13 protein-coding genes are annotated in these 22,659 nt (G+C 73.3%); 5 read left to right on the top strand and 8 right to left on the bottom strand.

The window, feature by feature from the left end:
- Positions 1-146: 146 nt before the first annotated feature.
- Positions 147-836: a response regulator gene (locus MID12_RS07345; RefSeq protein WP_263165530.1), complete on the bottom strand. Its 690-nt coding sequence runs from the start codon at positions 834-836 to the stop codon at positions 147-149.
- Positions 833-2,449, bottom strand: coding sequence for a sensor histidine kinase (locus tag MID12_RS07340; protein WP_263165529.1), 1,617 nt, complete (start codon positions 2,447-2,449; stop codon positions 833-835). Before MID12_RS07340 ends, MID12_RS07345 begins: the two co-directional genes overlap by 4 nt.
- A 325-nt stretch (positions 2,450-2,774) precedes the next feature.
- On the opposite strand from MID12_RS07340, the gene MID12_RS07335 reads away from it, so the two are divergent.
- From MID12_RS07335 to MID12_RS07325, 3 genes are all read left to right on the top strand, one after another.
- On the top strand, positions 2,775-4,214 hold the full coding sequence (locus MID12_RS07335) for a cation:dicarboxylate symporter family transporter (protein WP_411576917.1): 1,440 nt from the start codon (positions 2,775-2,777) through the stop codon (positions 4,212-4,214).
- Between the two features lie 198 nt (positions 4,215-4,412).
- Complete coding sequence (locus MID12_RS07330) at positions 4,413-5,198, top strand: VOC family protein (RefSeq protein ID WP_263165528.1); 786 nt, start codon at positions 4,413-4,415, stop codon at positions 5,196-5,198.
- 210 nt (positions 5,199-5,408) lie between these two features.
- Positions 5,409-7,664, top strand: a complete 2,256-nt coding sequence (locus tag MID12_RS07325; RefSeq protein WP_263172942.1) for a HelD family protein — start codon at positions 5,409-5,411, stop codon at positions 7,662-7,664.
- On the opposite strand, the gene MID12_RS07320 is transcribed toward MID12_RS07325, so the two are convergent.
- On the bottom strand, positions 7,648-8,862 hold the full coding sequence (locus MID12_RS07320; protein WP_040248137.1) for an FAD-dependent monooxygenase: 1,215 nt from the start codon (positions 8,860-8,862) through the stop codon (positions 7,648-7,650). The genes MID12_RS07325 and MID12_RS07320 overlap by 17 nt on opposite strands.
- On the bottom strand, positions 8,859-10,256 hold the full coding sequence (locus MID12_RS07315) for an MFS transporter (protein ID WP_263165526.1): 1,398 nt from the start codon (positions 10,254-10,256) through the stop codon (positions 8,859-8,861). Before MID12_RS07315 ends, MID12_RS07320 begins: the two co-directional genes overlap by 4 nt.
- A gap of 183 nt (positions 10,257-10,439) precedes the next feature.
- Here MID12_RS07315 and MID12_RS07310 point away from each other — a divergent pair, with 183 nt between their 5' ends.
- Positions 10,440-11,087 carry a TetR/AcrR family transcriptional regulator gene (locus tag MID12_RS07310; RefSeq protein WP_263165525.1) on the top strand — a complete coding sequence of 216 codons (648 nt, stop codon included), beginning with the start codon at positions 10,440-10,442 and terminating at the stop codon, positions 11,085-11,087.
- A 158-nt stretch (positions 11,088-11,245) separates the two neighbouring features.
- Here the strand turns inward: MID12_RS07310 and glgB are convergent, their stop codons facing one another.
- The 4 genes from glgB to MID12_RS07290 form a co-directional block, all read right to left on the bottom strand.
- A complete protein-coding gene (glgB, locus tag MID12_RS07305; RefSeq protein ID WP_263165524.1) occupies positions 11,246-13,888 on the bottom strand; it encodes a 1,4-alpha-glucan branching enzyme in 2,643 nt (880 codons plus the stop codon).
- 29 nt (positions 13,889-13,917) lie between these two features.
- The gene (locus MID12_RS07300; protein WP_040248131.1) at positions 13,918-15,444 is read right to left on the bottom strand and encodes a maltokinase N-terminal cap-like domain-containing protein; all 1,527 of its coding nucleotides are present in this window, start codon (positions 15,442-15,444) and stop codon (positions 13,918-13,920) included.
- Between the two features lie 335 nt (positions 15,445-15,779).
- Complete coding sequence (gene treS / locus MID12_RS07295) at positions 15,780-17,501, bottom strand: maltose alpha-D-glucosyltransferase (RefSeq protein ID WP_040248129.1); 1,722 nt, start codon at positions 17,499-17,501, stop codon at positions 15,780-15,782.
- Positions 17,498-19,552: an alpha-1,4-glucan--maltose-1-phosphate maltosyltransferase gene (locus MID12_RS07290; protein WP_263165522.1), complete on the bottom strand. Its 2,055-nt coding sequence runs from the start codon at positions 19,550-19,552 to the stop codon at positions 17,498-17,500. Before MID12_RS07290 ends, treS begins: the two co-directional genes overlap by 4 nt.
- Before the next feature lie 468 nt (positions 19,553-20,020).
- Here MID12_RS07290 and glgP point away from each other — a divergent pair, with 468 nt between their 5' ends.
- The gene (glgP, locus tag MID12_RS07285; protein ID WP_263165520.1) at positions 20,021-22,651 is read left to right on the top strand and encodes an alpha-glucan family phosphorylase; all 2,631 of its coding nucleotides are present in this window, start codon (positions 20,021-20,023) and stop codon (positions 22,649-22,651) included.
- Positions 22,652-22,659 lie beyond the last annotated feature (8 nt).

The raw sequence follows: 22,659 nt of genomic DNA, 5'->3' as shown, positions 1-22,659 counted from the left end.
GTGGTCGGATCGGTGCGCCATGTGAAGCGGCGCGCTCTGACGGGTGAACCTACGGGGCACCTCCGTACAGGGTCAATGGTCGTGCAGCGGTGCGATGTCCGGTGCCGACAACGTTGTTGCGCCCGGCCTGCGTGCGTGACTCTGCGTCACTCCGCGCGACCCCACTGGTAGGTCAGCTCCGGGCGGCCCACCTGTCCGTAGACGGGGCTGCGCCGGGCGCGCCCCGCGCTCACCAGGTGCTCCAGATAGCGGCGCGCGGTGATCCGCGAGATACCGGCGCGGGCGGCGGCCTCGGTGGCGGTGACGCCCTCGGCGGAGGAGCGCAGGATGCCGGTGACCCGCTCCAGGGTCGGGGCGCTGAGCCCCTTCGGCAGCTGCGCCGGACCGGGGGCGCGCAGCGCCGCCAGGGTGCGGTCCACCTCGTCCTGGCCGCTCGCCTCCCCGGCCGCCGACCTGAACTGGGCGTATCTGTCGAGGCGTTCGCGCAGGGTGGCGAAGGTGAAGGGCTTGAGGACGTACTGCACCACCCCGAGCGAGACCCCCTCGCGCACCACCGCGAGATCCCGCGCCGAGGTCACCGCGATCACATCCGCCTGGTGCCCGGCGGCCCGCAGCGCCCGCACCAGCTGGAGCCCGTGCCCGTCCGGCAGATGCAGGTCGAGCAGGACCAGGTCGGCGGGCTCGCGGTCCAGGGCGCGCCGGGCCTCGGCCGCCGAGTGCGCCGTGCCGGTCACCGAGAAGCCGGGCACCCGGCTCACGTACAGCACATGCGCGTCGGCGGCGACCGGGTCGTCCTCCACCACCAGGACGCGGATCTCGGGGCGCTGGCCGGTCATGAGCCGCCCGCCTCCCGCCCGCTCAGCGGGATCCGGGCGGTGAACTCGGCGCCGCCGTCCGGGGACCGGTCCACTGCGAGGTCCCCGCCGTGCCGGGTGACGACCTGCTGGACCAGGGCCAGGCCGAGGCCGCGCCCGCCGGGGCCGCCCTGCTTGGTGGACCAGCCGCGCCGGAACAGGGCCTCGCGGTGCGCCGGGTCGACGCCGGGCCCGGTGTCGGCGACCCGCAGCAGCAGGGCGCCGTCCTCGGTGCGGGCGGTGACCGTGACCCGGGCCTGCGGGATCGCGCCCTGGGCGGCGTCCACGGCGTTGTCGATCAGATTGCCGAGGACGGTGACCAGGTCCCGGGCGGGCAGCGAGTCCGGCAGGAGTCCGTCGTCGAGTCGGCTGTCGGGGGAGACCAGGAGCTCCACGCCGCGCTCGTTGGCCTGGGCCGCCTTGCCGAGCAGCAGCGCCGCGAGCACCGGCTCGCCGACCGCGCCCACCACCTGGTCGGTGAGCGCCTGGGCCAGCTCCAGCTCGGAGGTGGCGAAGTCGACGGCGTCCTCGGCCCGGTCCAGCTCGATCAGCGAGACCACCGTGTGCAGCCGGTTCGCCGCCTCGTGCGCCTGCGAGCGCAGCGCCTGGGTGAAACCGCGCTCGGAGTCCAACTCGCCCATCAGGGACTGGAGTTCGGTGTGATCGCGGAGGGTGACCACGGTGCCGCGCCGCTCGCCGCCGAGGACCGGCGAGGTGTTGACCACCAGGACCCGGTCCTCGGTCAGGTGCAGCTCGTCCATCCGGGGCTCGGAGGCGAGCAGCGCGCCGGTCAGCGGGGCGGGCAGGCCCAGGTCGGCGACGGAGGCGCCCACCGCGGAGGAGGGGACGCCGAGCAGCTCCCGGGCCCCGTCGTTGATCAGCGCGATCCGGCGCTGCCCGTCCAGCATCAGCAGGCCCTCCCGTACCGCGTGCAGAGTCGCCTGATGGTAGTCGTGCATCCGGCTCAGCTCGGTGGCGTTCATGCCGTGCGTATGGCGGCGCAGCCGGGCGTTGACCCAGTAGGTGCCGAGCCCGCCGAGGGCCAGCGCGCCCGCGGCGACCGCGAGCAGCACGGTGACCTGCTCGCGCACCTGGGCGGTGATCGACTCCACCGTGATGCCCGCGCTGACCAGGCCGGTGATCCGCCCGCCGTCCCGGATCGGGGTGACCACCCGCACCGAGGGGCCGAGGGTGCCGGTGTAGGTCTCGGACAGGGTCTCGCCGCGCAGCGCCGGGGCGATGTGCCCGAGGAAGCGCTCGCCGATGCGCCGCTCGTCCGGGTGGGTCCAGCGGATGCCCCGGGTGTCCATGATCGTCACGAAGTCGATGCCGGTGCCCCGCCGCACCCGCTCCGCGTACGGCTGGAGGGTGGCCGAGGGGTCGCTGCCGCGGGCCGCCTCCCGGACCGAGGGGGAGTCCGCGATCGCCCGGGCCGCCGCGGCGGCCTCGCGGCGGGCGGCCTGCTCCGCCTCCCGGACGTCGCTGAAGTACGCGAAGAGCGCGCAGCCCGCGACCACCAGGGCCACCAGGACGACCTGCATCGCGAACAGCTGCCCGGCGAGACTGCGCGGCCGGGGCGGGGGACGGAGGGACATGGGGTCAGTGTGCGCCGCGCCCACTGTGTGAACGAAATGCCGAAGCGTGTGAACGAAATGAACGCAAGGGTGACGCAGCTCACGGGCAGGGGGGATAGTCACCGGGATCGCGCACCGCCGAGCCGCTGTGCGCCACCGCGGCCGACACCCGCGTACACCGCCCGCAGCGGGGGTACGCACCGGCCGTACCGCACCGCGATCCCCGCCGGTCGGGCCGATCGCACCAACCGATCAGGACGATCGAGCCGATCACGACAGCCGGACCGCCCGGTCCGGCCGGACCGATCGGACCGTACGCCGATGAAGCCGAACCAGGAGGCACCCCATGGCCGAGCCGCCCATGGCCGACGCGAAGAAAGCCGCGCCCGGTGCGGGACGCGCCCGTACTCATCTGTTGTATCTGGCGGTGATCGTCGCGGTGGCGGCGGGTATCGCGGTGGGATTCATCTGGCCTGATGCGGCGGTGGAGTTGAAGCCGATCGGTACCGGGTTTGTGAATCTGATCAAGATGATGATCTCGCCGATCATCTTCTGCACGATCGTGCTCGGGGTGGGTTCGGTCCGCAAGGCGGCGAAGGTCGGTGCGGTCGGCGGTCTCGCGCTGCTGTATTTCATGGCGATGTCGACGGTGGCGCTGGCGATCGGTCTGGTGGTCGGCAATCTGCTGGAGCCGGGCAGTGGGCTGCACATCACCGAGGCGGTACGCGGGGCGGGCGAGGCCCAGGCCGAGGGTGCGAGTGAGTCCACGACCGATTTCCTGCTGGGGATCATTCCGACGTCGCTGGTGTCGGCGCTGACGGCGGGTGAGGTGTTGCAGACGCTTCTGGTGGCGCTGCTGGTGGGCTTCGGGTTGCAGGCCCTGGGTGATGCGGGGCGTCCGGTGCTGCGGGGGATCGAGCACATTCAGCGTCTGGTGTTCCGGATCTTGTCGATAGTGATGTGGGTGGCGCCGATCGGTGCGTTCGGGGCGATCGCGGCGGTGGTCGGGGAGACGGGTACGGACGCGCTGACCTCGCTCGCGGTGATCATGATCGGGTTCTACACGACGTGTGTGCTGTTCGTGGTCGTGGTCCTGGGGACGTTGTTGAAGCTGGTGACGGGGGTGAACATCTTCCGGTTGCTGGCGTATCTGGGGCGGGAGTTCTTGTTGATCCTGTCGACGTCGTCGTCGGAGTCGGCGTTGCCGCAGTTGATCGCGAAGATGGAGCATCTGGGGGTGTCCAGGCCGGTGGTGGGGATCACCGTGCCGACGGGGTACTCGTTCAATCTGGACGGGACGGCGATCTATCTGACGATGGCGTCGTTGTTCGTGGCGAACGCGATGGATGATCCGCTGAGTGCGGGTGAGCAGATCTCGCTGCTGGTGTTCATGATCATCGCGTCGAAGGGTGCGGCGGGTGTGACGGGTGCGGGGCTCGCGACGCTGGCGGGCGGTCTGCAGTCGCATCGGCCCGAACTCCTGGACGGGGTGGGGTTGATCGTGGGGATCGACCGGTTCATGAGTGAGGCGCGGGCGTTGACGAACTTCGCGGGCAACGCGGTGGCGACGCTGCTGATCGGGACGTGGACCAAGGAGATCGACAAGGTCCGGGTCCGTGAGGTCCTGGCGGGCAAGGCGCCCTTCGACTACAGCAGGCTCGACAAGGCCGCCGCGGACGGCGCGGGCGGACACGAGGCCACGGCACCGGGGGACGGCACGGAACCCCAGGACACCGCCAAGGTCCCCGCGGCGCGTGAGGGACAGCAGGGCGCGGCCACGAGCTGAACCGGGGCCGCCCGCCGAGGCTCCTCGGCGCACCGGGCACCCGAGACTGATCCGCGCCGGCAGAGTGCCGGCGCGGATCAGTCTCGTTTCCCGGAGGAAAGGGGAGCTGTCCGGCATACGGCGCACCTCGTGGGGAACCGTGCCAGAGTGGTGGTGAGGCGCCGGCGCCGCTCAGTCCCGTACGGGAGGCCGTTTCCCATGCCCGAGATCCATGAGCCCTTCACTCCCGGAACCCCCTGCTGGGTCGATCTCATGGCCGAGGACCAGCGGGCGGCGATGGACTTCTACCGCGAACTCTTCGGCTGGACCGGCGAGTTCGGGCCGCCCGCGACCGGCGGCTACGCGACCCTGCGCAAGGACGGCCGCGCGGTCTGCGGCATCGGCGCCCGGCAGGCCGCCCGGGGCGCCGAGGATCCGCCGCACGTCTGGACCACGTATCTCGCCACCGAGGACGCGGACGAGACCCTGCGCCGGGCGCGGGAGGCGGGCGGGGTGCCCTTCACCGAGGTGTTCGACATCGGGGACCTCGGGCGGATGGCGATGCTCGCCGATCCGACGGGTGCCGCTTTCGGGATCTGGCAGTCGCGGGAATACCGCGGAGCGGAGCTGGTGAACGAACCGGGCTCGCTGCTCTGGAACAACTGCGAGACCCGGGACCCCGCCGGAGCCGCCGAATTCTACGCACGGGTCTTCGCACTCGACTCCCGCCCCATTCCCCGGATCGAGGGCGCCCTCGGCCTCTTCCCGCCGGGCGCCGAGCGGCCGGTCGGCGGTATCGGCGACATGGCCGCCTATCCGCCCGAGACGCCGCCGTTCTGGCTGGTCGCCTTCTCCTGCGCGGACGTGGACAAGTTCGCCCGGGCGGCGACCGGACTCGGCGGCGAGGTGCTGAACCCGCCTGCCCAGACGCCCTTCGGGCGCGCGGCCGGGGTGCGGGACCCCTGGGGCGGGGTCTTCGGCGTGCTGGCGAACATCGGCGGCTGAGGCCTCGTGGAACCGGGCCGAACGGGCCGGACACGGGAAATCCCCCGGGGCGAATTGCCGCCGGAGGATTTCCTTGCGTATATTGAATCTTTCGCGACTGCGCGGAAAGTAAGACGTGCGTGGAGTCGCGGTATGAATTCGCGTGAAGACTGAGGTCAGTATATGCGGGCGGGAGCGAAATTGTCAAACAGTGAATACCCGGATCCGGAATTGCGGGAGGAACAGCAATTCGTGGACCGGCTCTACGCACGGGTGGACGCGCTGCGCGGCCACGCCGAGGAGGCCGTGACCGACGCGCTGACCGAGGTCGGCAAGGGGCTCCAGGCGCGGCTCGAACGCGATGTGCTGGTCGCCGAGCGCTCCGGACTGCTCGCCGCCCTCAACGCGGTCGACGGCTCGCTCTGCTTCGGCCGGATCGACCTCGCGGCCCAGGAGGACGGCACCGCGCCCGGGCCCACCCACCACATCGGCCGGATCGGCATCCGCGAGGACGACGCCGAGCACACCCCGCTGCTCATCGACTGGCGCGCCCCCGTCGCCCGCCCCTTCTACCTGGCCACCGGGCACACCCCGATGGGCCTGCGCCGGCGCCGCCACCTCACCAGCGAGGGCCGCACCGTCACCGCCCTGCACGACGAGATCCTCGACCTCGGGGACCCCACCCGCACCGGGCACGAGGACCCGACCGGCGACGCCGTGCTGCTCGCCGCCCTGGACTCCGCGCGCACCGGACGGATGGGCGACATCGTGCGCACCATCCAGGCCGACCAGGACCGCATCATCCGCGCCCCGCACCGCGGCGTCCTCGTCGTGGAGGGCGGCCCCGGCACCGGCAAGACCGCCGTCGCCCTGCACCGCGCCGCCTACCTGCTCTACGAGCACCGCGAACTCCTCGCCCGCCGCGCCGTCCTCATCGTCGGCCCCAACCCGGCCTTCCTCGGCTACATCGGCGAGGTGCTGCCCGCGCTCGGCGAGACCGGCGTGCTGCTCGCCAGCGTCGGCGAGCTGTACCCGGGGGTGCGCGCCACCGGCACCGACACCCCGCGGGCGGCGGCCGTCAAGGGCCGCGCCGAGATGGCCGAGGCGCTCGCCCTCGCCGTACGCGACCGGCAGCGGCTGCCCGAGCCCGGTGAGCCGCTGGTGCTCACGCACGAGGACGGTGACCTGGTCGTCGACTGGGAGATCGCCTACGAGGCCCGGCAGGCGGCCCGGGACACCCTGCTGCCGCACAACCTGGCCCGCCCGCACTTCGCCTTCCGGCTGATCGACGCGCTCACCGCCCAACTCGCCGACCGGCTCGGCACCGACCCGTACGGCGGCCCCAACTTCCTCGGCCCCGACGACCTCGCCCAGCTCGGCAAGGGCGTCGCGGCCAGCGCCGAAGTGCACGCCGCCGTCGAGGAGTTGTGGCCCGCGCTGACCCCGGAGGGCTTCCTCACCGACTTCCTGGCCGCGCCCTCGGGCCTGCCCGAGGCGGACGCGGCGGCGCTGCGCCGGGACCCCGGCGCCGCATGGACCCCGGCCGATGTGCCCCTGCTCGACGAGGCCGCCGAACTGCTCGGCCACGACGACACCGCCGAGCGGGCGGCGGCCAGGGCCGAGGAGCAGGAGCGCGTCTCCTACGCGCAGGGCGTGCTCGAACTCTCCCGCGGCTCGGAGACCTTCGAGTTCGAGGACGAGGAGTCCGAGGTGCTGTCCGCGCACGACATCATCGACGCGGAGCGGATGGCCGAGCGGCACGAGGAGGCCGACCACCGCAGCGCCGCGGAGCGCGCCGCCGCCGACCGCACCTGGGCCTTCGGCCACATCATCGTCGACGAGGCGCAGGAACTCACCCCGATGGCCTGGCGGTTGCTGATGCGCCGCAGCCCGACCCGCTCGATGACCCTGGTCGGCGACCCGGCGCAGACCTCCCAGGAGGCGGCCACCGGCTCCTGGGAGAAGATCCTCGCGCCCTACGTCGGCGACCGCTGGGAGCACACCCGGCTGAGCGTCAACTACCGCACCCCCGCCGAGATCATGGACCTCGCCACCGCGGTCCTGCACGCCGCGAACCCCGGTGCCGAGGCGCCTCGCTCGGTGCGGGCGACCGGCACCCGGCCCTGGGCGCGCTCGGCGGCGGACCTGCCCGCCGCCGTCGCCGAGGCGGCCGCCGCCGAGACCCCCGAGGAGGGCCGCCTCGCGGTGATCGCCCCGCGCGCCCTGCACCCCGAACTCGCCGCGGTCCTGCCCGGGGTCCGGGCGGGCGAGGAGCCGGACCTCACCCGCCACCTGGTCCTGCTCGACCCGCGGGCCGCCAAGGGCCTGGAGTTCGACCGGGTCATCGTGGTCGAACCGCAGCAGTACCCGGCCGGCGACCTGTACGTGGCGCTGACCCGGGCCACGCGGTCGCTGGGCCTGGTGCACACGGGGGAGCTGCCCCCGGCGCTGCGGTCGGCGCTCCCGGAGCTCACCCCGCGGCCGTGAACTCCGGCAGGGCGAGGGCCGAATGGGCCGGCCGGCCTTCCGCGGCGGGCAGGGTGCTGAGCCCGCGCAGCATCGCGTTGCGCTGCTCCAGGGCGAGGGCGGTGGTCGGGAAGAGCGCGGCACCGCCCTCGCCCACCTGGTCCTGGTTGACGGTCACGAACGCGCGGGTGCCGTCCTCGTAGGCGGCGAAGCCCGCGGCGTGGTCCCGCCCGGCGAGCGAACCGGCGAGCATGTACGCGCCGACGAGGGCGAGGCTGGTGCCCTGCCCGGTGAGGAAGGAGGGCGCGTACGCGGCGTCGCCCACCAGCGCGACCCGGCCGCGGGACCAGCGGGGCATCCGGATCTGGCTGACCGTGTCGAAGAAGAGGTCGTCCGCCTCGTGCAGGGCGGCGAGCATGCCCGGGACCTCCCAGCGCGCGTCGGCGAACACCCCGGCGACCAGGGCGCGTTGGGCCCCCGGATCCCGGAAGGCGTGGAACGGCGGGTCCGGGTGGGCGAAGTTCAGGAAGGCGTGCACCTCCTCGCCGTCCCCGGTGGCGTAGAGGACCGCGGCCCGGCCCGGGGTGTTCCACAGCACCGCCTCGTGGGAGAGCCCGAAGGTGTTGGGCACGGTGAACCCGGCGAAGCAGTAGCCGAGATACCGGTGGAACCGCTCCTCGGGGCCGAACACGGACTCCCGGGTGCGCGAGTGCATCCCGTCCGCGCCGACGACCAGGTCGAAGGTACGGCTCAGGCCGCTGCGGAAGGTGACCTCGACTCCGTGGCCGCACTCGTCGAGGGCGGCCACGGAGTCGTCGAAGAGGAACTCCACGTCGTCCCGGACCGCCGCGTGCAGCACGCCGGTCAGATCCCCGCGCCGCACCTCCAGGTCCCGTCCCCCGACCCCGCCGGTGACGGCGTGCGGGGCGACCGAGGCCACCTCGCCGCCGTCGCCGTCCAGGAAGGTCAGCCGCCGCAGGTCGACATGGGCCTCCCGCAGCCGCGGCAGGATCCCCATCCGCCGGACCACCTCCAGGGCGGTGCCGCGCACATCGATCGGGTACCCGCCGCTGCGCGGGGCGGCCGCCTTCTCGACCACCGTGACCGCGCAACCGCGGCGGTTCAGCCAGAAGGCGAGGGCGGGGCCCGCGATTCCGGCCCCGGAGACCAGGACCGTGCGCGGCGGCCTCGTACGACTCTTCCTCGGGGTGCGGGTCATTCCTCTACTCCTTTGCTGAGGGTGCGGACGACGAGCAGGGACAGCGCGGTGACGGCCCCGGCGAGGAAGAAGCCGGTGGCGAAGGCCGATTCGGCCGGGACATCCGAGCCGGAGGGGGTCCAGGCGGTGAGCAGCGCGCCGCTGAGCTGCGCGCCGACCGCGAAGCCGAGTACGCGGGTCACCAGGACCAGGCTGGTGGCGATGCCGGTCTCGCTCTGCTCGACACCGGTGGCGGTGCGGGTCACCAGGGCCGTCACGCAGAGGCCGTTGGCGAGCGCGATCAGGGCCTTGCCGGTGACCAGGTGCCAGATCTCGGTGTGCACGGCGGCCAGCGCGAGCAGGGCGGTGATCATCAGGAAGGTGCCGGTGGTGACCACGGCACGGGAGCCGAAGCGCCGGGCGCCGATCCCGCTGAGCGGCCCGGCGAGCGCGGCGGTCAGGGCGCCGGGCAGCAGGATGAAGCCGATCTCGGTGGCGCCCGCCCCGAAGCCGTACTCCCTCTCCGGGACCGCGAGCAGCTGCGGGACGAGGTAGACGGCCACCGAGGTGCCCAGGCAGATCACGAAGGTCAGGGCGCACGACTTCCACACCGCGGGCCGGGCGAGCAGGCCGAGGTCGACCATCGGCGCGGGGGCGCGGCGCTCCACGGCGATCCAGCCGGTCGTGAAGGCGGCCAGGACCACCAGCAGGGCGCCGAGCGCGAGCGGCTGCGCGGCGGCCTCGGGGGCGAGCGCGAGGACCAGCATGAGCGTGACCAGGGTCCCGCTCAGCAGGACCAGGCCCGGCCAGTCCACCCCGGCCCGGTCCGAGCGGCCCGGCGGGTCCCCGGGCAGCAGGCCGTTCACCAGGAGGGTGGCCCCGATGACCGCGAGGGTCGGCAGCGCGAACATCCAGTGCCGGGACAGCCCTTCGGCCACCGGCCCGGCGGACAGCGTGCCCGCCATCCCGCCGCCGACGAACAGGCCGCTCACCACCCCGATGGCGACCTTCGACTCGCCCGCGGGCAGGTGCGCGCGCACCAGGATGAACGACAGGGGCAGCGCGCCCACCATCGCTCCCTGCAGTATCTGGCCGACTAACAGCACGGGCAGATTCGGCGCCAGGGCGGAGACCAGACCACCGGCCGAGACCACCGCCATCAGCCGGATCAGGACCTTCTTTCCGCCGTAGCGGTCGCCGAACCGGCCCGCGACCGGGGTGACCAGCGCCCCGGTGATGAGCAGCACGATGCTGAGCAGCGCGCCTTCGGCGGGGGTCATGCCCAGCTCGCGCTGGAGCAGCGGGAGGGTCGGCGTCACCACCGACTCCAGGGCACCGGTGGCGACCGCCAGCAGCCCGAGGGCCCCGACAGCGGACCTCCCGATGCGGACCGGGGCAGCCAGAGTTGCGGTCATGGACGTCCTTCTTCCGTCGTGGCCGGATGAGTCGAGGGCGAACGGGTGGGGGCGGTGCGGACGTACGCGGAGTGCCTGCCGCCCGCGCGGCCGTGCCGGTCGGAGCGGGTGGACACGTACGGTCCGCGCCCCGGCTCCAGAACTACACTACACCGTGCAGTGTAGAAGTATTAGGATGTGCCCATGCCGACCACGAAGACACCGGGTGAGAAGACGCTGCGCGAGGGGTCCGCCCAGAAGCGGGCCGCGATCCTCGCGGCGGCCCGGGAACTGTTCCTCGCCGAGGGGTTCGACCGGTCCAGCGTCGACGCCGTCGCCGCCCGGGCGAAGGTGTCCAAGCGGACGGTCTACGACTACTTCGGCGACAAGCGGACGCTGCTCCAGGCGGTCGTCGACGGCGTCGGCCAGTCGCTGATCACCACGATCCGGCGCACCCTGGACGACACCCTGACCGCCCTGCCCGGGACCGCCGACCTGGAGGACGCCCTGATCACCTTCTCGATGCGGATCGCGACCGACATGCTCGGCTCGGCGGAGTACGCCACCCTGCAGCGGCTGGTCCGTGCCGAGTCCGGCCATCTGCCGCACCGGGGCTACAACTCCATGGCCGACACCCCCGACGAGGCACTGGCCGAGCGGTTCGCCGCCTTCGCCGAGGCCGGGCTGCTCGACGTCCCCGACCCCCGGCTCGCGGCCGACCAGTTCATCGCGCTGACCTTCGGCGTCCCCCTGGACCGGCTCGGTTCCGCGAACGCCGTGGAGGACCCCCGCGTCCGGCCGCTCGTCACCGAGGGGGTGCGGACCTTCCTGCGGGCCTACCGGACCACGTAGGGCGGGCGGTTGCGCGGAGGCCGTGCGGTACGCGAGCGCTGTGCGGTACGCGGGGTCCGTACGCAGGGAAACACCGCGGCCCGGACGGGAGTTGCCTCCGTCCGGGCCGCGCAGGTGTGTTCTTCAGGAACCTCAGGACTACTGCTCCCCGGGGCTCCTCAGGCCGGGCGCAACCACACCGTGGCCAGCGGCGGCAGGGTGAGGCCGATGCTCGCCGGGCGGCCGTGGGCCGGGTGCGGTTCGGGTTTCGCCGGGCCCCGGGTGCTGGGGATTCCGCTGCCGCCGAAGCGCTCCTCGTCGGTGTTGAGGATCTCCTGCCAGGCCGGGATCTCCTCGGGGACGCCGAGGCGGTAGTCCTCGCGCACCACCGGCGAGAAGTTGGACACCGCGAGGAGCGGGGAGCCGGCGGCGTCGTGGCGGAAGAAGGCGAAGACGTTGTCCTCCGCCGCGTCCCCGGCGATCCAGGAGAACCCGGCGGGGTCGGTGTCCCGCTGCCACAGCGGGAGTTCGCGCCGGTAGACGGTGTTCAGCTCGCGCACCAGATCGCGTACGCCCCGGTGGTCGGGCTCCGCGCCGTAGGCCGGGTCGAGCAGCCACCAGTCCGGTCCGTGCCCCTCCGACCACTCGGCGCCCTGGGCGAACTCCTGCCCCATGAACAGGAGTTGCTTGCCCGGGTGGGCCCACATGAAGCCCAGGTAGGCGCGGTCGCCCGCCCGCTGCTGCCACCAGTCGCCGGGCATCTTGGAGACCAGGGAGCGCTTGCCGTGCACCACCTCGTCGTGCGAGATGGGCAGGACGTAGTTCTCGCTGTACGCGTACACCATCGAGAAGGTCATCTCGTGGTGGTGGAACTTGCGGTGCACGGGCTCGTGTTGCATATAGCCGAGCGAGTCGTGCATCCAGCCCATGTTCCACTTCAGGCCGAAGCCGAGTCCGCCGAAGCCGCCGGGTCCGGTGTGGTGGGTGGCGCGGGTGACGCCGTCCCAGGCGGTGGACTCCTCGGCGACGGTGACCACTCCGGGCACCCGGCGGTAGACGGTCGCGTTCATCTCCTGGAGGAAGGCGACCGCGTCCAGGTTCTCCCGGCCGCCGTGCTCGTTCGGGCTCCACTCGCCCTCCTCGCGGGAGTAGTCGAGGTAGAGCATCGAGGCCACCGCGTCCACCCGCAGGCCGTCGATGTGGAACTCCTGGCACCAGTAGACCGCGTTGGCGACGAGGAAGTTGCGCACCTCCTTGCGGCCGTAGTCGAACTCCAGGGTGCCCCAGTCCGGATGGGCGGCGCGGGCCGGGTCCTCGTGCTCGTACAGCGGGCGGCCGTCGAATTCGGCCAGGGCCCAGTCGTCGCGCGGGAAGTGCGCCGGGACCCAGTCCATCAGGACCCCGATACCGGCCCGGTGCAGCGCGTCCACCAGGAACTTGAAGTCGTCCGGGGTGCCCATCCGGGAGGTCGGCGCGTAGAAGCCGGTGACCTGGTAGCCCCAGGAGCCGCCGAAGGGGTGCTCGGCGACCGGCATCAGCTCCACATGCGTGAAGCCGAGGTCCTTGACGTACGCGGGCAGCTGCTCGGCGAGTTGACGGTACGTCAGGCCCGGGCGCCAGGAGGCGAGATGGAGCTCGTAGACGGAGAACGGGGCCTCGTGCACCGGGATGGTGCCGCGCCTGCCGAGCCAGTCCGCGTCCTGCCACTCGTGGCGGGAGACGTCGACGATCGAGGCGGTGGCGGGCGGCACCTCGGTGCGGCGGGCCATCGGGTCGGCGCGCAGGGTCTTCGAGCCGTCCGGGCGGGTGATCTCGAACTTGTACAGCTCGCCCTCGCGCACCCCCGGCACGAAGAGCTCCCACACCCCGGTCGAGCCCAGCGAACGCATCGGAAAGCCGGTGCCGTCCCAGTAGTTGAAGGAGCCGGTGACCCGGATCCCGCGCGCGTGGGGCGCCCAGACGGTGAACCGGGTCCCGGCCACCTGCTGGTGCACCATCGGCTCGGCGCCGAGCGCCTTCCACAGCTCCTCGTGGCGGCCCTCGCCGATCAGATGCAGGTCGAACTCGCCGAGTGCGGGCAGGAATCCGTAGGCGTCGTGGACCTCGTGCGCGCCGTCCGGATAGTCGATCCGCAAGCGGTACCCGGGTACCGAACGCAGCGGCAGCAGCCCGGAGAAGAAGCCTTCGCCGTCGTCGTCCAAGGGGTACTCGGCACCCTCGGCGCCCTCGGTGAGTACCGTCACCGCGCGCGCGAAGGGCCGCAGCGCCCGGAAGCAGAGGCCCTCGGCGACCGGGTGCGCCCCGAGCACGGCGTGCGGCTCGTGGTGCGTCCCGTCGAGCAGGCGCCGCCGGTCCTCGGCGGAGAGGGCGGCGGGGCCGGGCTCGGGGGCGGGCGGTGCGGCCGGGTCCGGGGCGGGCGGTGCGGGCGTGGGCGGCTCGGCCGCGCCGGGGGCCTCGGCGGGCGGTGCCGCGTCCCCCGGGGCGGCGGGCGGTGCCGCGTCCTCGGCCGGGGCGGTGGGTGCCGGGGACTTCGCCGGGCGGCTGGGCTTCGCCGCCTTCGGCCGGGGGCGGGCGGGCTCCGCCGGGGCCGGGCGGCGGCTGCGCTTCTCGGCCGCGTCGCCGTGCTCGGCGGGGGCGCGCCGCTCGGGGCCGCCGGTGGCCGCGGCCGGGGCGGTGCCCGGGGCGGCGGACTCGCCGGGGGCGGGGTCGGTGTAGGCGAGGGTGCCCAGCTTGCGGGCGCCGCGCCGCGGGGCGGCCGGGGGCGGGGAGCCGGGCTGCTCGGCGGGGCGGGCGCGGCGGCCGGGGGACGGGCTCGGGGTCACGGGAGGTGCCTTCCTCGGGGCGGGGCAGGTCAGCGGGGCCCGGCCGCGGCGGCGAGGCGGCGGACGGCGGCCATGGGCACGGAGACCCAGTCGGGGCGGTTGCGGGATTCGTAGACGACTTCGTAGACGGCCTTGTCGGTCTCGTAGGCGCGGAGGAGCACCGGGTCGGCGCGCGGGTCGCGGCCCGCCACCTCGGCGTACCCGGCGCAGTAGGCGGCCCGGCAGTCCTCGGCCCACTGGGCGTACCAGGAGGAGCCGGGCCCGCCCGCCGCGGGGTCCTCGCCCGCCGAGCCGGAGCCCACGTCGGAGACGGAGCCGCCGGGCCCTGCGGCGTGCTCCTGGGCGGCGGTGCGCGGCAGGGTGCGGGCGGCGTAGTCGAAGGAGCGCAGCATCCCGGCGACATCGCGCACCGGGGGCTGCGGCAGCCGGCGTTCGGCGAGCGGGCGGGCCGGTTCGCCCTCGAAGTCGATCACCGACCACTCGCCGGAGCGCTGGCGCAGGCACTGGCCGAGGTGCAGGTCGCCGTGGACCCGCTGGGCGCTCCAGGCCAGCTCGGCGGGGTCGAGGGCGCCGAGCGCGGTGAAGGCGGTGCGCAGCCGGGGCGTGAACTCCCGCAGGGCGGGCACCACTTCGGCGGCGCCGTCGAGCCGGTCGGTCATGGCGCGGGCGAGCACCGCGAGCTGGGCGCGGCCGAGGGTGACGGTGGGCAGCGCCCGGCCGAGCGAGGCGTGCACGGCGCCGGTGGCCCGGCCGAGGCCGTGCGCCTCCTCGGTGAAGGGGCGGCGGGCGGCGAGCGCGTCGAGGGCCAGCTCCCAGGCGCCCTCGGCGCCGCTGAGGAAGGGCGTCATCACGCCGAGCACCGAGGTCTCGGTGGCGTGGCCCTGGCCCGCGGACCCGTCGGCGAGGAACCAGGCGGCGGGGGCGGGCACCTGGCGGCAGCCGTCCCGGGCGAGGACCAGGGGCAGCTCCAGGTCCGGGTTGACGCCCTCGACCACCCGGCGCAGCAGCTTGAGGATGTAGGAATCCCCGTAGATCAGCGAGGAGTTGGACTGCTCGGCGCCGAGTACCCGGGGCGGCAGCTTGGCCGGGAGCGCGGTCCCGCTGTCGTGCTCGAAGCAGAGGTTGCCGATCCGGGCCCGGGAGCGCAGCGCCTCCAGGAGCACTTCCGCGAGCCGGGGGTCGTGCAGCGCCTCGTAGAGGGTCTGGCCGCGCAGCGGGCCGGTGCGGGCGTGGCCGATCAGGGCGGGGGCGAGGTGCCGGGGCAGGGCCTGGTGGACGCCGAGCAGGAGCTGGTAGCAGTCCGAGGAGCGGGGGGCGGGCGGCTCCGCGGAGGCGGGCGGCTGCTTGACGCGGACCAGGAGGTGGATCAGGCCCTGCGGGGATCCGGGCGGCAGCAGATCGGTGGCGGAGACCAGCTCGAAGCCGGTGATCGGGCGGCCCTTGCCCGCGAACCAGCGCTGCCGGGGCAGCCATTCGCGCAGCAGGGGGCCGAGCGAGTCGAGCAGCTGGCGGCGTGCGAGGGGGACCGTTCCTGGACGGGCTACGGCTTCCGGCATGGCTCGCGTCCTTTCCCCGGGCACACCATAGGACTATCTGGGCAAATCCCCCTCAGTCTCGCGGAAGGGGCGGAGAAGTACCTGCCGACGCGGTGGGGGTACCCCCGGACGGAGTCCGCGGGTCGCGCGGGGACGGGCCGGGACCGCGACCGGGAGATCTCCTCGTCCGCCCGCGGGGCGGGTGGGATTTTCCGGATACGGCCCCGGTGGACCGACAGGGGAGAAGGTGCCCGGTGCCGGTGCGGACAAGCGTGTACTTCCCGCCCCGTAACGGACCTTGGTCCGGTGCGGCGGGGCGGGCGCCGGGGGCCCGCGCGGGGCCCCCGGCCGCTCCCTTACGCAGCGAGGGTCTCCCGGCGCAGCCGGAACCAGTAGAAGCCGTGCCCGGCCAGGGTGAGCAGATAGGGCAGTTCACCGATGGCCGGAAAGCGCACTCCGCCGATCAGCTCGACCGGATGGCGGCCGTTGAACTCGCGCAGGTCCAGCTCGGTCGGCTGCGGGAAGCGGGAGAAGTTGTGCACGCACAGCACCAGGTCGTCCTCGCCCTCCGAGGAGGGGGCCTCGCGCAGGAAGGCGAGCACCGCCGGGTTGGAGGAGGACAGCTCGGTGTAGCTGCCGAGGCCGAAGGCCGGGTTCTGCTTGCGGATCTCGATCATCCGGCGCGTCCAGTGCAGCAGCGAGGACGGCGAGGACATCGAGGCCTCGACATTGGTGACCTGGTAGCCGTAGACCGGGTCCATGATCGTCGGCAGGAAGAGGCGGCCGGGATCGCTGGAGGAGAAGCCCGCGTTGCGGTCCGGGGTCCACTGCATCGGGGTGCGCACCGCGTCCCGGTCGCCCAGCCAGATGTTGTCGCCCATCCCGATCTCGTCCCCGTAGTAGAGGATCGGCGAGCCGGGCAGCGAGAGCAGCAGGGCGGTGAACAGCTCGATCTGGTTGCGGTCGTTGTCCAGGAGTGGGGCGAGGCGCCGGCGGATGCCGATATTGGCCCGCATCCGCGGGTCCTTGGCGTACTCCGCGTACATGTAGTCGCGCTCCTCGTCGGTGACCATCTCCAGGGTCAGCTCGTCGTGGTTGCGCAGGAAGATGCCCCACTGGCAGCCGGAGGGGATCGCGGGGGTCTTGGCGAGGATCTCCGAGACCGGGTAGCGCGACTCGCGGCGCACCGCCATGAAGATGCGCGGCATCACCGGGAAGTGGAAGGCCATATGGCACTCGTCGCCGCCCTTGGAGAAGTCGCCGAAGTAGTCGACGACGTCCTCGGGCCACTGGTTGGCCTCGGCGAGCAGCACCACGTCCGGGTAGTGCTCGTCGATCTCGGCGCGCACCTTGCGCAGCATCTCGTGGGTGGCGGGCAGGTTCTCGCAGTTGGTGCCCTCCTCCGCGTAGAGGTAGGGCACCGCGTCCAGGCGGAAGCCGTCGATGCCGAGGTCGAGCCAGAACTTCAGGGCGGCGAGGATCTCCTCCTGGACGGCCGGGTTCTCGTAGTTGAGGTCCGGCTGGTGGGAGAAGAAGCGGTGCCAGTAGTACTGCTGGCGGACCGGGTCGAAGGTCCAGTTGGAGGCCTCGGTGTCGACGAAGATGATCCGCGCGTCCTGGTACTGCTTGTCGTCGTCGGCCCAGACGTAGTAGTCGCCGTACGGGCCGTCCGGGTCGCGGCGGGACTCCTGGAACCAGTGGTGCTGGTCGCTGGTGTGGTTCATGACGAAGTCGATGATCACGCGCATGCCCCGCTGGTGGGCGCCGTCCACGAACTCCACGAAGTCCGCGAGGTCGCCGAACTCCGGGAGCACCGCGGTGTAGTCGGCGACGTCGTAACCGCCGTCCCGCAGCGGGGACTTGAAGAAGGGCGGCAGCCACAGGCAGTCCACGCCGAGCCACTGGAGGTAGTCCAGCTTGGCGGTGATGCCCTTGAGGTCGCCGATGCCGTCGCCGTTGCTGTCCTGGAAGGAGCGGACCAGGACCTCGTAGAAGACGGCGCGTTTGAACCAGTCCGGGTCGCGGTCCCTGGCCGGTGTGTCCTCGAACTTGTCCGGTACGGGCTCGTTGACGATCATGATGCGGGTGACCCTCCTGACCTGGTCTGCGAGGACGCGGGAGCGCGCCGCCCGGCGGACGGCGTCCCGTTCTCGGCCGCCTGCTGCCCGGCCGGGCGGCAGACGAGGACATGCGCGGGCGCGGTGCCGGGATCGAGGCGCACGTAGTTGGCGCGGCCCCACTGGTAGCTCTCGCCGGTGAGTTCGTCGCGCACGGCGAGCGGCTCGTCCCGGTCGAGGCCGAGCCGGGGGAGGTCGAGCGTGACCGTCGCCTCCTGGACGTGGTGCGGATCGAGGTTGACCACCACGAGCACGGTGCTGGAGCCGCTGCGCTTGGAGTAGGCGAGCACCGCCTCCTGGTCCGTCTCGTGGAAGTGCAGATCGCGCAGCTGCTGCAGGGCCGGATGGTGGCGCCGGATCCGGTTCAGCGCGGTGATCAGACCCGCGATGCTGCGGCCCTCCCGCTCGGCCGCCTCCCAGTCGCGCGGGCGCAGCTCGTACTTCTCGGAGTGCAGGTACTCCTCGCTGCCCGGCCGCAGCGGCTGGTTCTCGCACAGCTCGTAGCCGCTGTAGACGCCCCAGGTGGGGGAGAGGGTCGCGGCGAGCACCGCGCGGACCTCGAAGGCGGGGCGGCCGCCGTCCTGGAGGTAGGCGTGCAGGATGTCGGGGGTGTTCACGAAGAGGTTCGGCCGCATCACCGCGGCGCTCTCGCCGCTCAGCTCGGTGAGGTAGTCGGTCAGCTCCCGCTTGGAGTTGCGCCAGGTGAAGTACGTGTACGACTGCTGGAAGCCGATGGCGCCGAGGGTGCGCATCATCGCGGGCCGGGTGAAGGCCTCGGCGAGGAAGAGGACGTCCGGGTCGGCGGAGTTGATCTCGGCGATCACCCGCTCCCAGAAGACCACCGGCTTGGTGTGCGGATTGTCGACCCGGAAGATGCGCACCCCGCGGTCCATCCAGAAGCGCAGCAGCCGCACCGTCTCCCGCACGAGCCCGGGCATGTCGGTGTCGAAGTCCAGGGGGTAGATGTCCTGGTACTTCTTCGGCGGGTTCTCGGCGTAGGCGATGGTGCCGTCCGGGCGGTGCCGGAACCACTCGGGGTGCTCGCTCACCCAGGGGTGGTCCGGGGAGCACTGGAGCGCGAAGTCGAGGGCGACCTCCAGGCGCAGGTCCCGGGCCCGGCGGACGAAGGCGTCGAAGTCGTCGAGGGTGCCGAGGTCCGGGTGGACCGCGTCGTGGCCGCCCGCCGGGGAGCCGATCGCCCAGGGCACGCCCACGTCGTGCGGGCCCGCGGTCAGGGCGTTGTCCGGGCCCTTGCGGAAGGTGGTGCCGATCGGGTGGACCGGCGGCAGGTACACCACGTCGAAGCCCATCGCGGCGATCGCGGGCAGCCGCTCGGCCGCGGTCCGGAAGGTCCCGCTGACCGGCGGCCTCCCCTCCTCGACGCGGGCGCCCTCCGAGCGCGGGAAGAACTCGTACCAGGAGCCGAAGAGGGCCCGCCGCCGCTCGACCCGCAGCGGGTACTCGCCGGAGGAGCTGAGCAGTTCGCGCAGCGGATGCCGGTCGAGGACCTCGGTGACCTGGGGCGCGAGGGCCGCCTCCAGGCGCGCGGCGGGGGTGCGGGCCCTGTCGCGCAGGGCGTCGGCGGCGGTCAGCACCAGCTCGCGGCGGCCCTCGCTCTTCGGTACGCCCTCGGCGGCGCGCTCGTGCAGCAGCGCGCCCTCCGCGAGGACCAGTTCGGTGTCGATGCCCGCCGGGACCTTGATCCCCGCGGTGTGCCGCCAGGTGTTCAGCGGGTCGCTCCAGGCCTGCACCTCGAAGGTCCAGCGGCCCTCCTCGGAGGGCGCGACCCGGGCGCCGAAGCGGTCGGTGCCGGGGGCCAGCTCGCGCATCGGCACCGGGGGGCCCGGGCGCCCCTCGGGATCGCGCAGCACGACCTCGGCCGCGACCGCCTCATGGCCCTCGCGGAAGACGGTGGCGCTGACCTCGAACTCCTCGCCCGCCACCGACTTCGCGGGGCGCTGCCCGCACTCGATGACGGGGTGTACGTCAAGGACCGGGATGCGGCCGATCATGTGATCACCTGAGGGTGTGCGCGGCGGGCGGTTGACGGCTGGGCTTGCGCCCTTTCTAGCGCTGACAGGGGCGTTCCACGACTTACCGGCATGACCACCAGGGCCCGAGCCGCCCGCGGATTCACCCCTTCGGAGCCCGGCGCGCGACCCCCGTACGAGTGAGGGTGCGCCCCGCGGCCCGGGTCGAGCGGGCGGCTGCGAGGTCGTCGGGTACGTGCCGGAAAGATCGGGAGAAAGCTGCCCCGAGGTGGATTCGCGGGCCGTACCGCAGGAGCCTTCCCCCGCTACGCGGGTGGGCAATCCGCCTCTTTGTTAACTACTCACGCGTAACGCGACACGCGCGACCCGCCCGCCCCCGGCGCGCCCTGCCCGCGCCCGCCGCCCGCTCGCTACGGTTCGGCAGCACCACAAGGCGACGCACCGGGCCATCTCCCCGTCGCCGCCCGCTTCGCCCGCGAAGGTGGAAACGTGAAGGCAATCCGTCGGTTCACCGTCCGTCCCGTCCTCCCCGAACCCCTCGCCCCCCTGAACGAACTCGCCCGCAATCTGCGCTGGTCCTGGCATCCGCCCACCCGCGCGCTCTTCCGCTCCGTCGACCCGGACCGCTTCGAGGAGACCGGCGGCGACCCGCTGCGGCTGCTCGGCTGCGTACCGCCCGCGCGCCTCGCGGAACTGGCCGCCGAGGACGGTTTCCTCGCCCGCCTCGCCGAGGCGCACCAGGAGCTCCGCGGCTATCTGGAGGGCGCCCGCTGGTACCAGGAGCAGGGCGCGGGACAGCCCGCCGCGATCGCCTACTTCTCGCCGGAGTTCGGGATCACCGCGGCGCTTCCGCAGTACTCGGGCGGCCTCGGCATCCTCGCCGGGGACCATCTGAAATCGGCCAGCGACCTCGGCGTCCCGCTGATCGGGGTCGGGCTGCTCTACCGGCACGGCTACTTCCGCCAGTCGCTCTCCCGCGAGGGCTGGCAGCAGGAGCACTACCCCGTCCTCGACCCCCACGAGCTGCCGCTCCACCTGCTCCGCGAGGCCGACGGGGGCCCCGCCCTGACCGTCCTCGCCCTGCCCGGCGGCCGCCTGCTGCGCGCCCGGATCTGGCAGGCGCAGGTCGGGCGGGTGCCCCTGCTGCTGCTCGACTCCGCGGTCGAGGAGAACGACCGCGCGGCCCGCGAGGTCACCGACCGGCTCTACGGCGGCGGCAGCGAGCACCGGCTGCTCCAGGAGATGCTGCTCGGCATCGGCGGGGTCCGCGCGGTGCGCGCCTACTGCCGGCTGACCGGCCACCCGGCTCCCGAGGTCTTCCACACCAACGAGGGCCACGCCGGCTTCCTCGGCCTGGAGCGCCTGCACGAGTTCACGGCCGCCCGCGGCGGGCGGCCGGGCGCGGACTTCGGCTCGGCCCTGGAGCGGGTCGCCGCCGGGACCGTCTTCACCACCCACACCCCCGTCCCCGCGGGCATCGACCGCTTCGACGCGGCCCTGGTGGCACGGCACTTCGGACCCGAGGCCGAACTGCCCGGCATCGAGACCGAGCGCATCCTGCGCCTCGGCACCGAGACCGGCGAGGGCGCCGACCCCGGGGTCTTCAACATGGCGGTGATGGGCCTCAGGCTCGCCCGCCGCGCCAACGGCGTCTCGCTGCTGCACGGCCGGGTCAGCCGGGAGATGTTCGCCGGGCTCTGGCCGGGATTCGATGCCGAGGAGGTGCCGATCACCTCGATCACCAACGGGGTGCACGCCCCCACCTGGACCGCCCCCGAGGTCCGCGCCCTCGGCGCCCGGGGGATCGGCGAGGAGCGCGTCGAGGAGGCCATGACCCTCGGCGGCCCCGAGCGCGCGGCGGCGGTCGGCGCCGTCCCGGGCGCGGAACTCTGGGAGCTGCGCCGCACCCTGCGCACCCAGCTCGTCGGCGAGGTCCGCCGGCGCCTGTGGGACTCCTGGCGCGAGCGCGGTGCCTCGGCGGCCGAACTCGGCTGGATCGAGCGGGTCTTCGACCCCGGGATCCTCACCATCGGCTTCGCCCGCCGGGTGCCCTCGTACAAGCGGTTGACGCTGATGCTGCGCGACCCTGACCGGCTGCGGGCGCTGCTGCTGCACCCCGAGCGGCCGGTGCAGATCGTGGTCGCGGGCAAGGCGCACCCCGCGGACGACGGCGGCAAGCGGCTGGTGCAGGCGCTGGTCCGCTTCACCGACGACCCCCGGGTGCGCGAACGCATCGTCTTCCTGCCCGACTACGGCATGGCGATGGCCGAGAAGCTCTACCCGGGCTGCGACGTCTGGCTGAACAACCCGCTGCGCCCGCTGGAGGCCTGCGGCACCTCCGGGATGAAGGCCGCCCTCAACGGCTGCCTCAACCTCTCGGTCCTGGACGGCTGGTGGGACGAGTGGTACGAACCCGACTTCGGCTGGGCGGTGCCCACCGCGGACGGGGACGCGGCCGACGAGGACCGGCGCGACGACCTGGAGGCCCGCGCCCTGTACGAACTCCTGGAGCGCCGGGTGGCCCCGCGCTTCTACGAGCGCGGTCCCGAGGGACTGCCCGACCGCTGGATCGAGATGGTCCGCCGCACCCTGACCCAGCTGGGCCCGAAGGTGCTCGCCGGGCGCATGGTCCGCGAGTACGTGACCCGGCTCTACGCCCCGGCCGCCCGGGCCGCGCGCGCCATGGACGAGGACGCCTCCCGTGAACTCGCCTGGTTCAAGGGGCGGTTGCGCGCCGCCTGGCCGCAGGTGGCGGTCGAGCACGTGGAGGCCTCGGCCACCTCCGCGACCGCCGAGGTCGGCAGCACGCTCGCGCTGCGCGTCGGGGTCCGGCTCGGCGAACTCGGCCCCGACGACGTCCAGGTGCAGGCGGTCACCGGGCGCGTCGACTCCGCCGACCGCATCTCCTCGCCCACCACCGTCTCCCTGAAACCGCTGGGCGGCCCCGACCTGGACGGCCGCCTGCTCTACGAGGGCCCGCTCACCCTGGACCGCACCGGGCCCATCGGCTACACGGTCCGGGTCCTGCCCGCCCACCGGCTGCTCGGCGGCCCCGCCGAACTCGGCCTGGTGGCCTGGCCCTCGGAGGGCGCGGGGGAGTCCGGGGTGCTCCTGCGCTGAGGGGGTCC

It is taken from the genome of Streptomyces sp. SCSIO ZS0520 (assembly GCF_025643355.1).
Classification (GTDB): Bacteria; Actinomycetota; Actinomycetes; order Streptomycetales; family Streptomycetaceae; genus Streptomyces; species Streptomyces physcomitrii.
The sequence above is the reverse complement of the archived record's forward strand: the minus strand, read 5'-3'. Positions and strand labels throughout refer to the sequence as shown.

Coding starts and splice junctions, on each gene's coding strand:
- MID12_RS07345 (WP_263165530.1), bottom strand. CDS start 836: ATGACCGGCCAGCGCCCCGAGATCCGCGTCCTGGTGGTGGAGGACGAC.
- MID12_RS07340 (WP_263165529.1), bottom strand. CDS start 2,449: ATGTCCCTCCGTCCCCCGCCCCGGCCGCGCAGTCTCGCCGGGCAGCTG.
- MID12_RS07335 (WP_411576917.1), top strand. CDS start 2,775: ATGGCCGAGCCGCCCATGGCCGACGCGAAGAAAGCCGCGCCCGGTGCG.
- MID12_RS07330 (WP_263165528.1), top strand. CDS start 4,413: ATGCCCGAGATCCATGAGCCCTTCACTCCCGGAACCCCCTGCTGGGTC.
- MID12_RS07320 (WP_040248137.1), bottom strand. CDS start 8,862: ATGACCCGCACCCCGAGGAAGAGTCGTACGAGGCCGCCGCGCACGGTC.
- MID12_RS07315 (WP_263165526.1), bottom strand. CDS start 10,256: ATGACCGCAACTCTGGCTGCCCCGGTCCGCATCGGGAGGTCCGCTGTC.
- MID12_RS07310 (WP_263165525.1), top strand. CDS start 10,440: ATGCCGACCACGAAGACACCGGGTGAGAAGACGCTGCGCGAGGGGTCC.
- MID12_RS07300 (WP_040248131.1), bottom strand. CDS start 15,444: ATGCCGGAAGCCGTAGCCCGTCCAGGAACGGTCCCCCTCGCACGCCGC.
- treS (WP_040248129.1), bottom strand. CDS start 17,501: ATGATCGTCAACGAGCCCGTACCGGACAAGTTCGAGGACACACCGGCC.
- MID12_RS07290 (WP_263165522.1), bottom strand. CDS start 19,552: ATGATCGGCCGCATCCCGGTCCTTGACGTACACCCCGTCATCGAGTGC.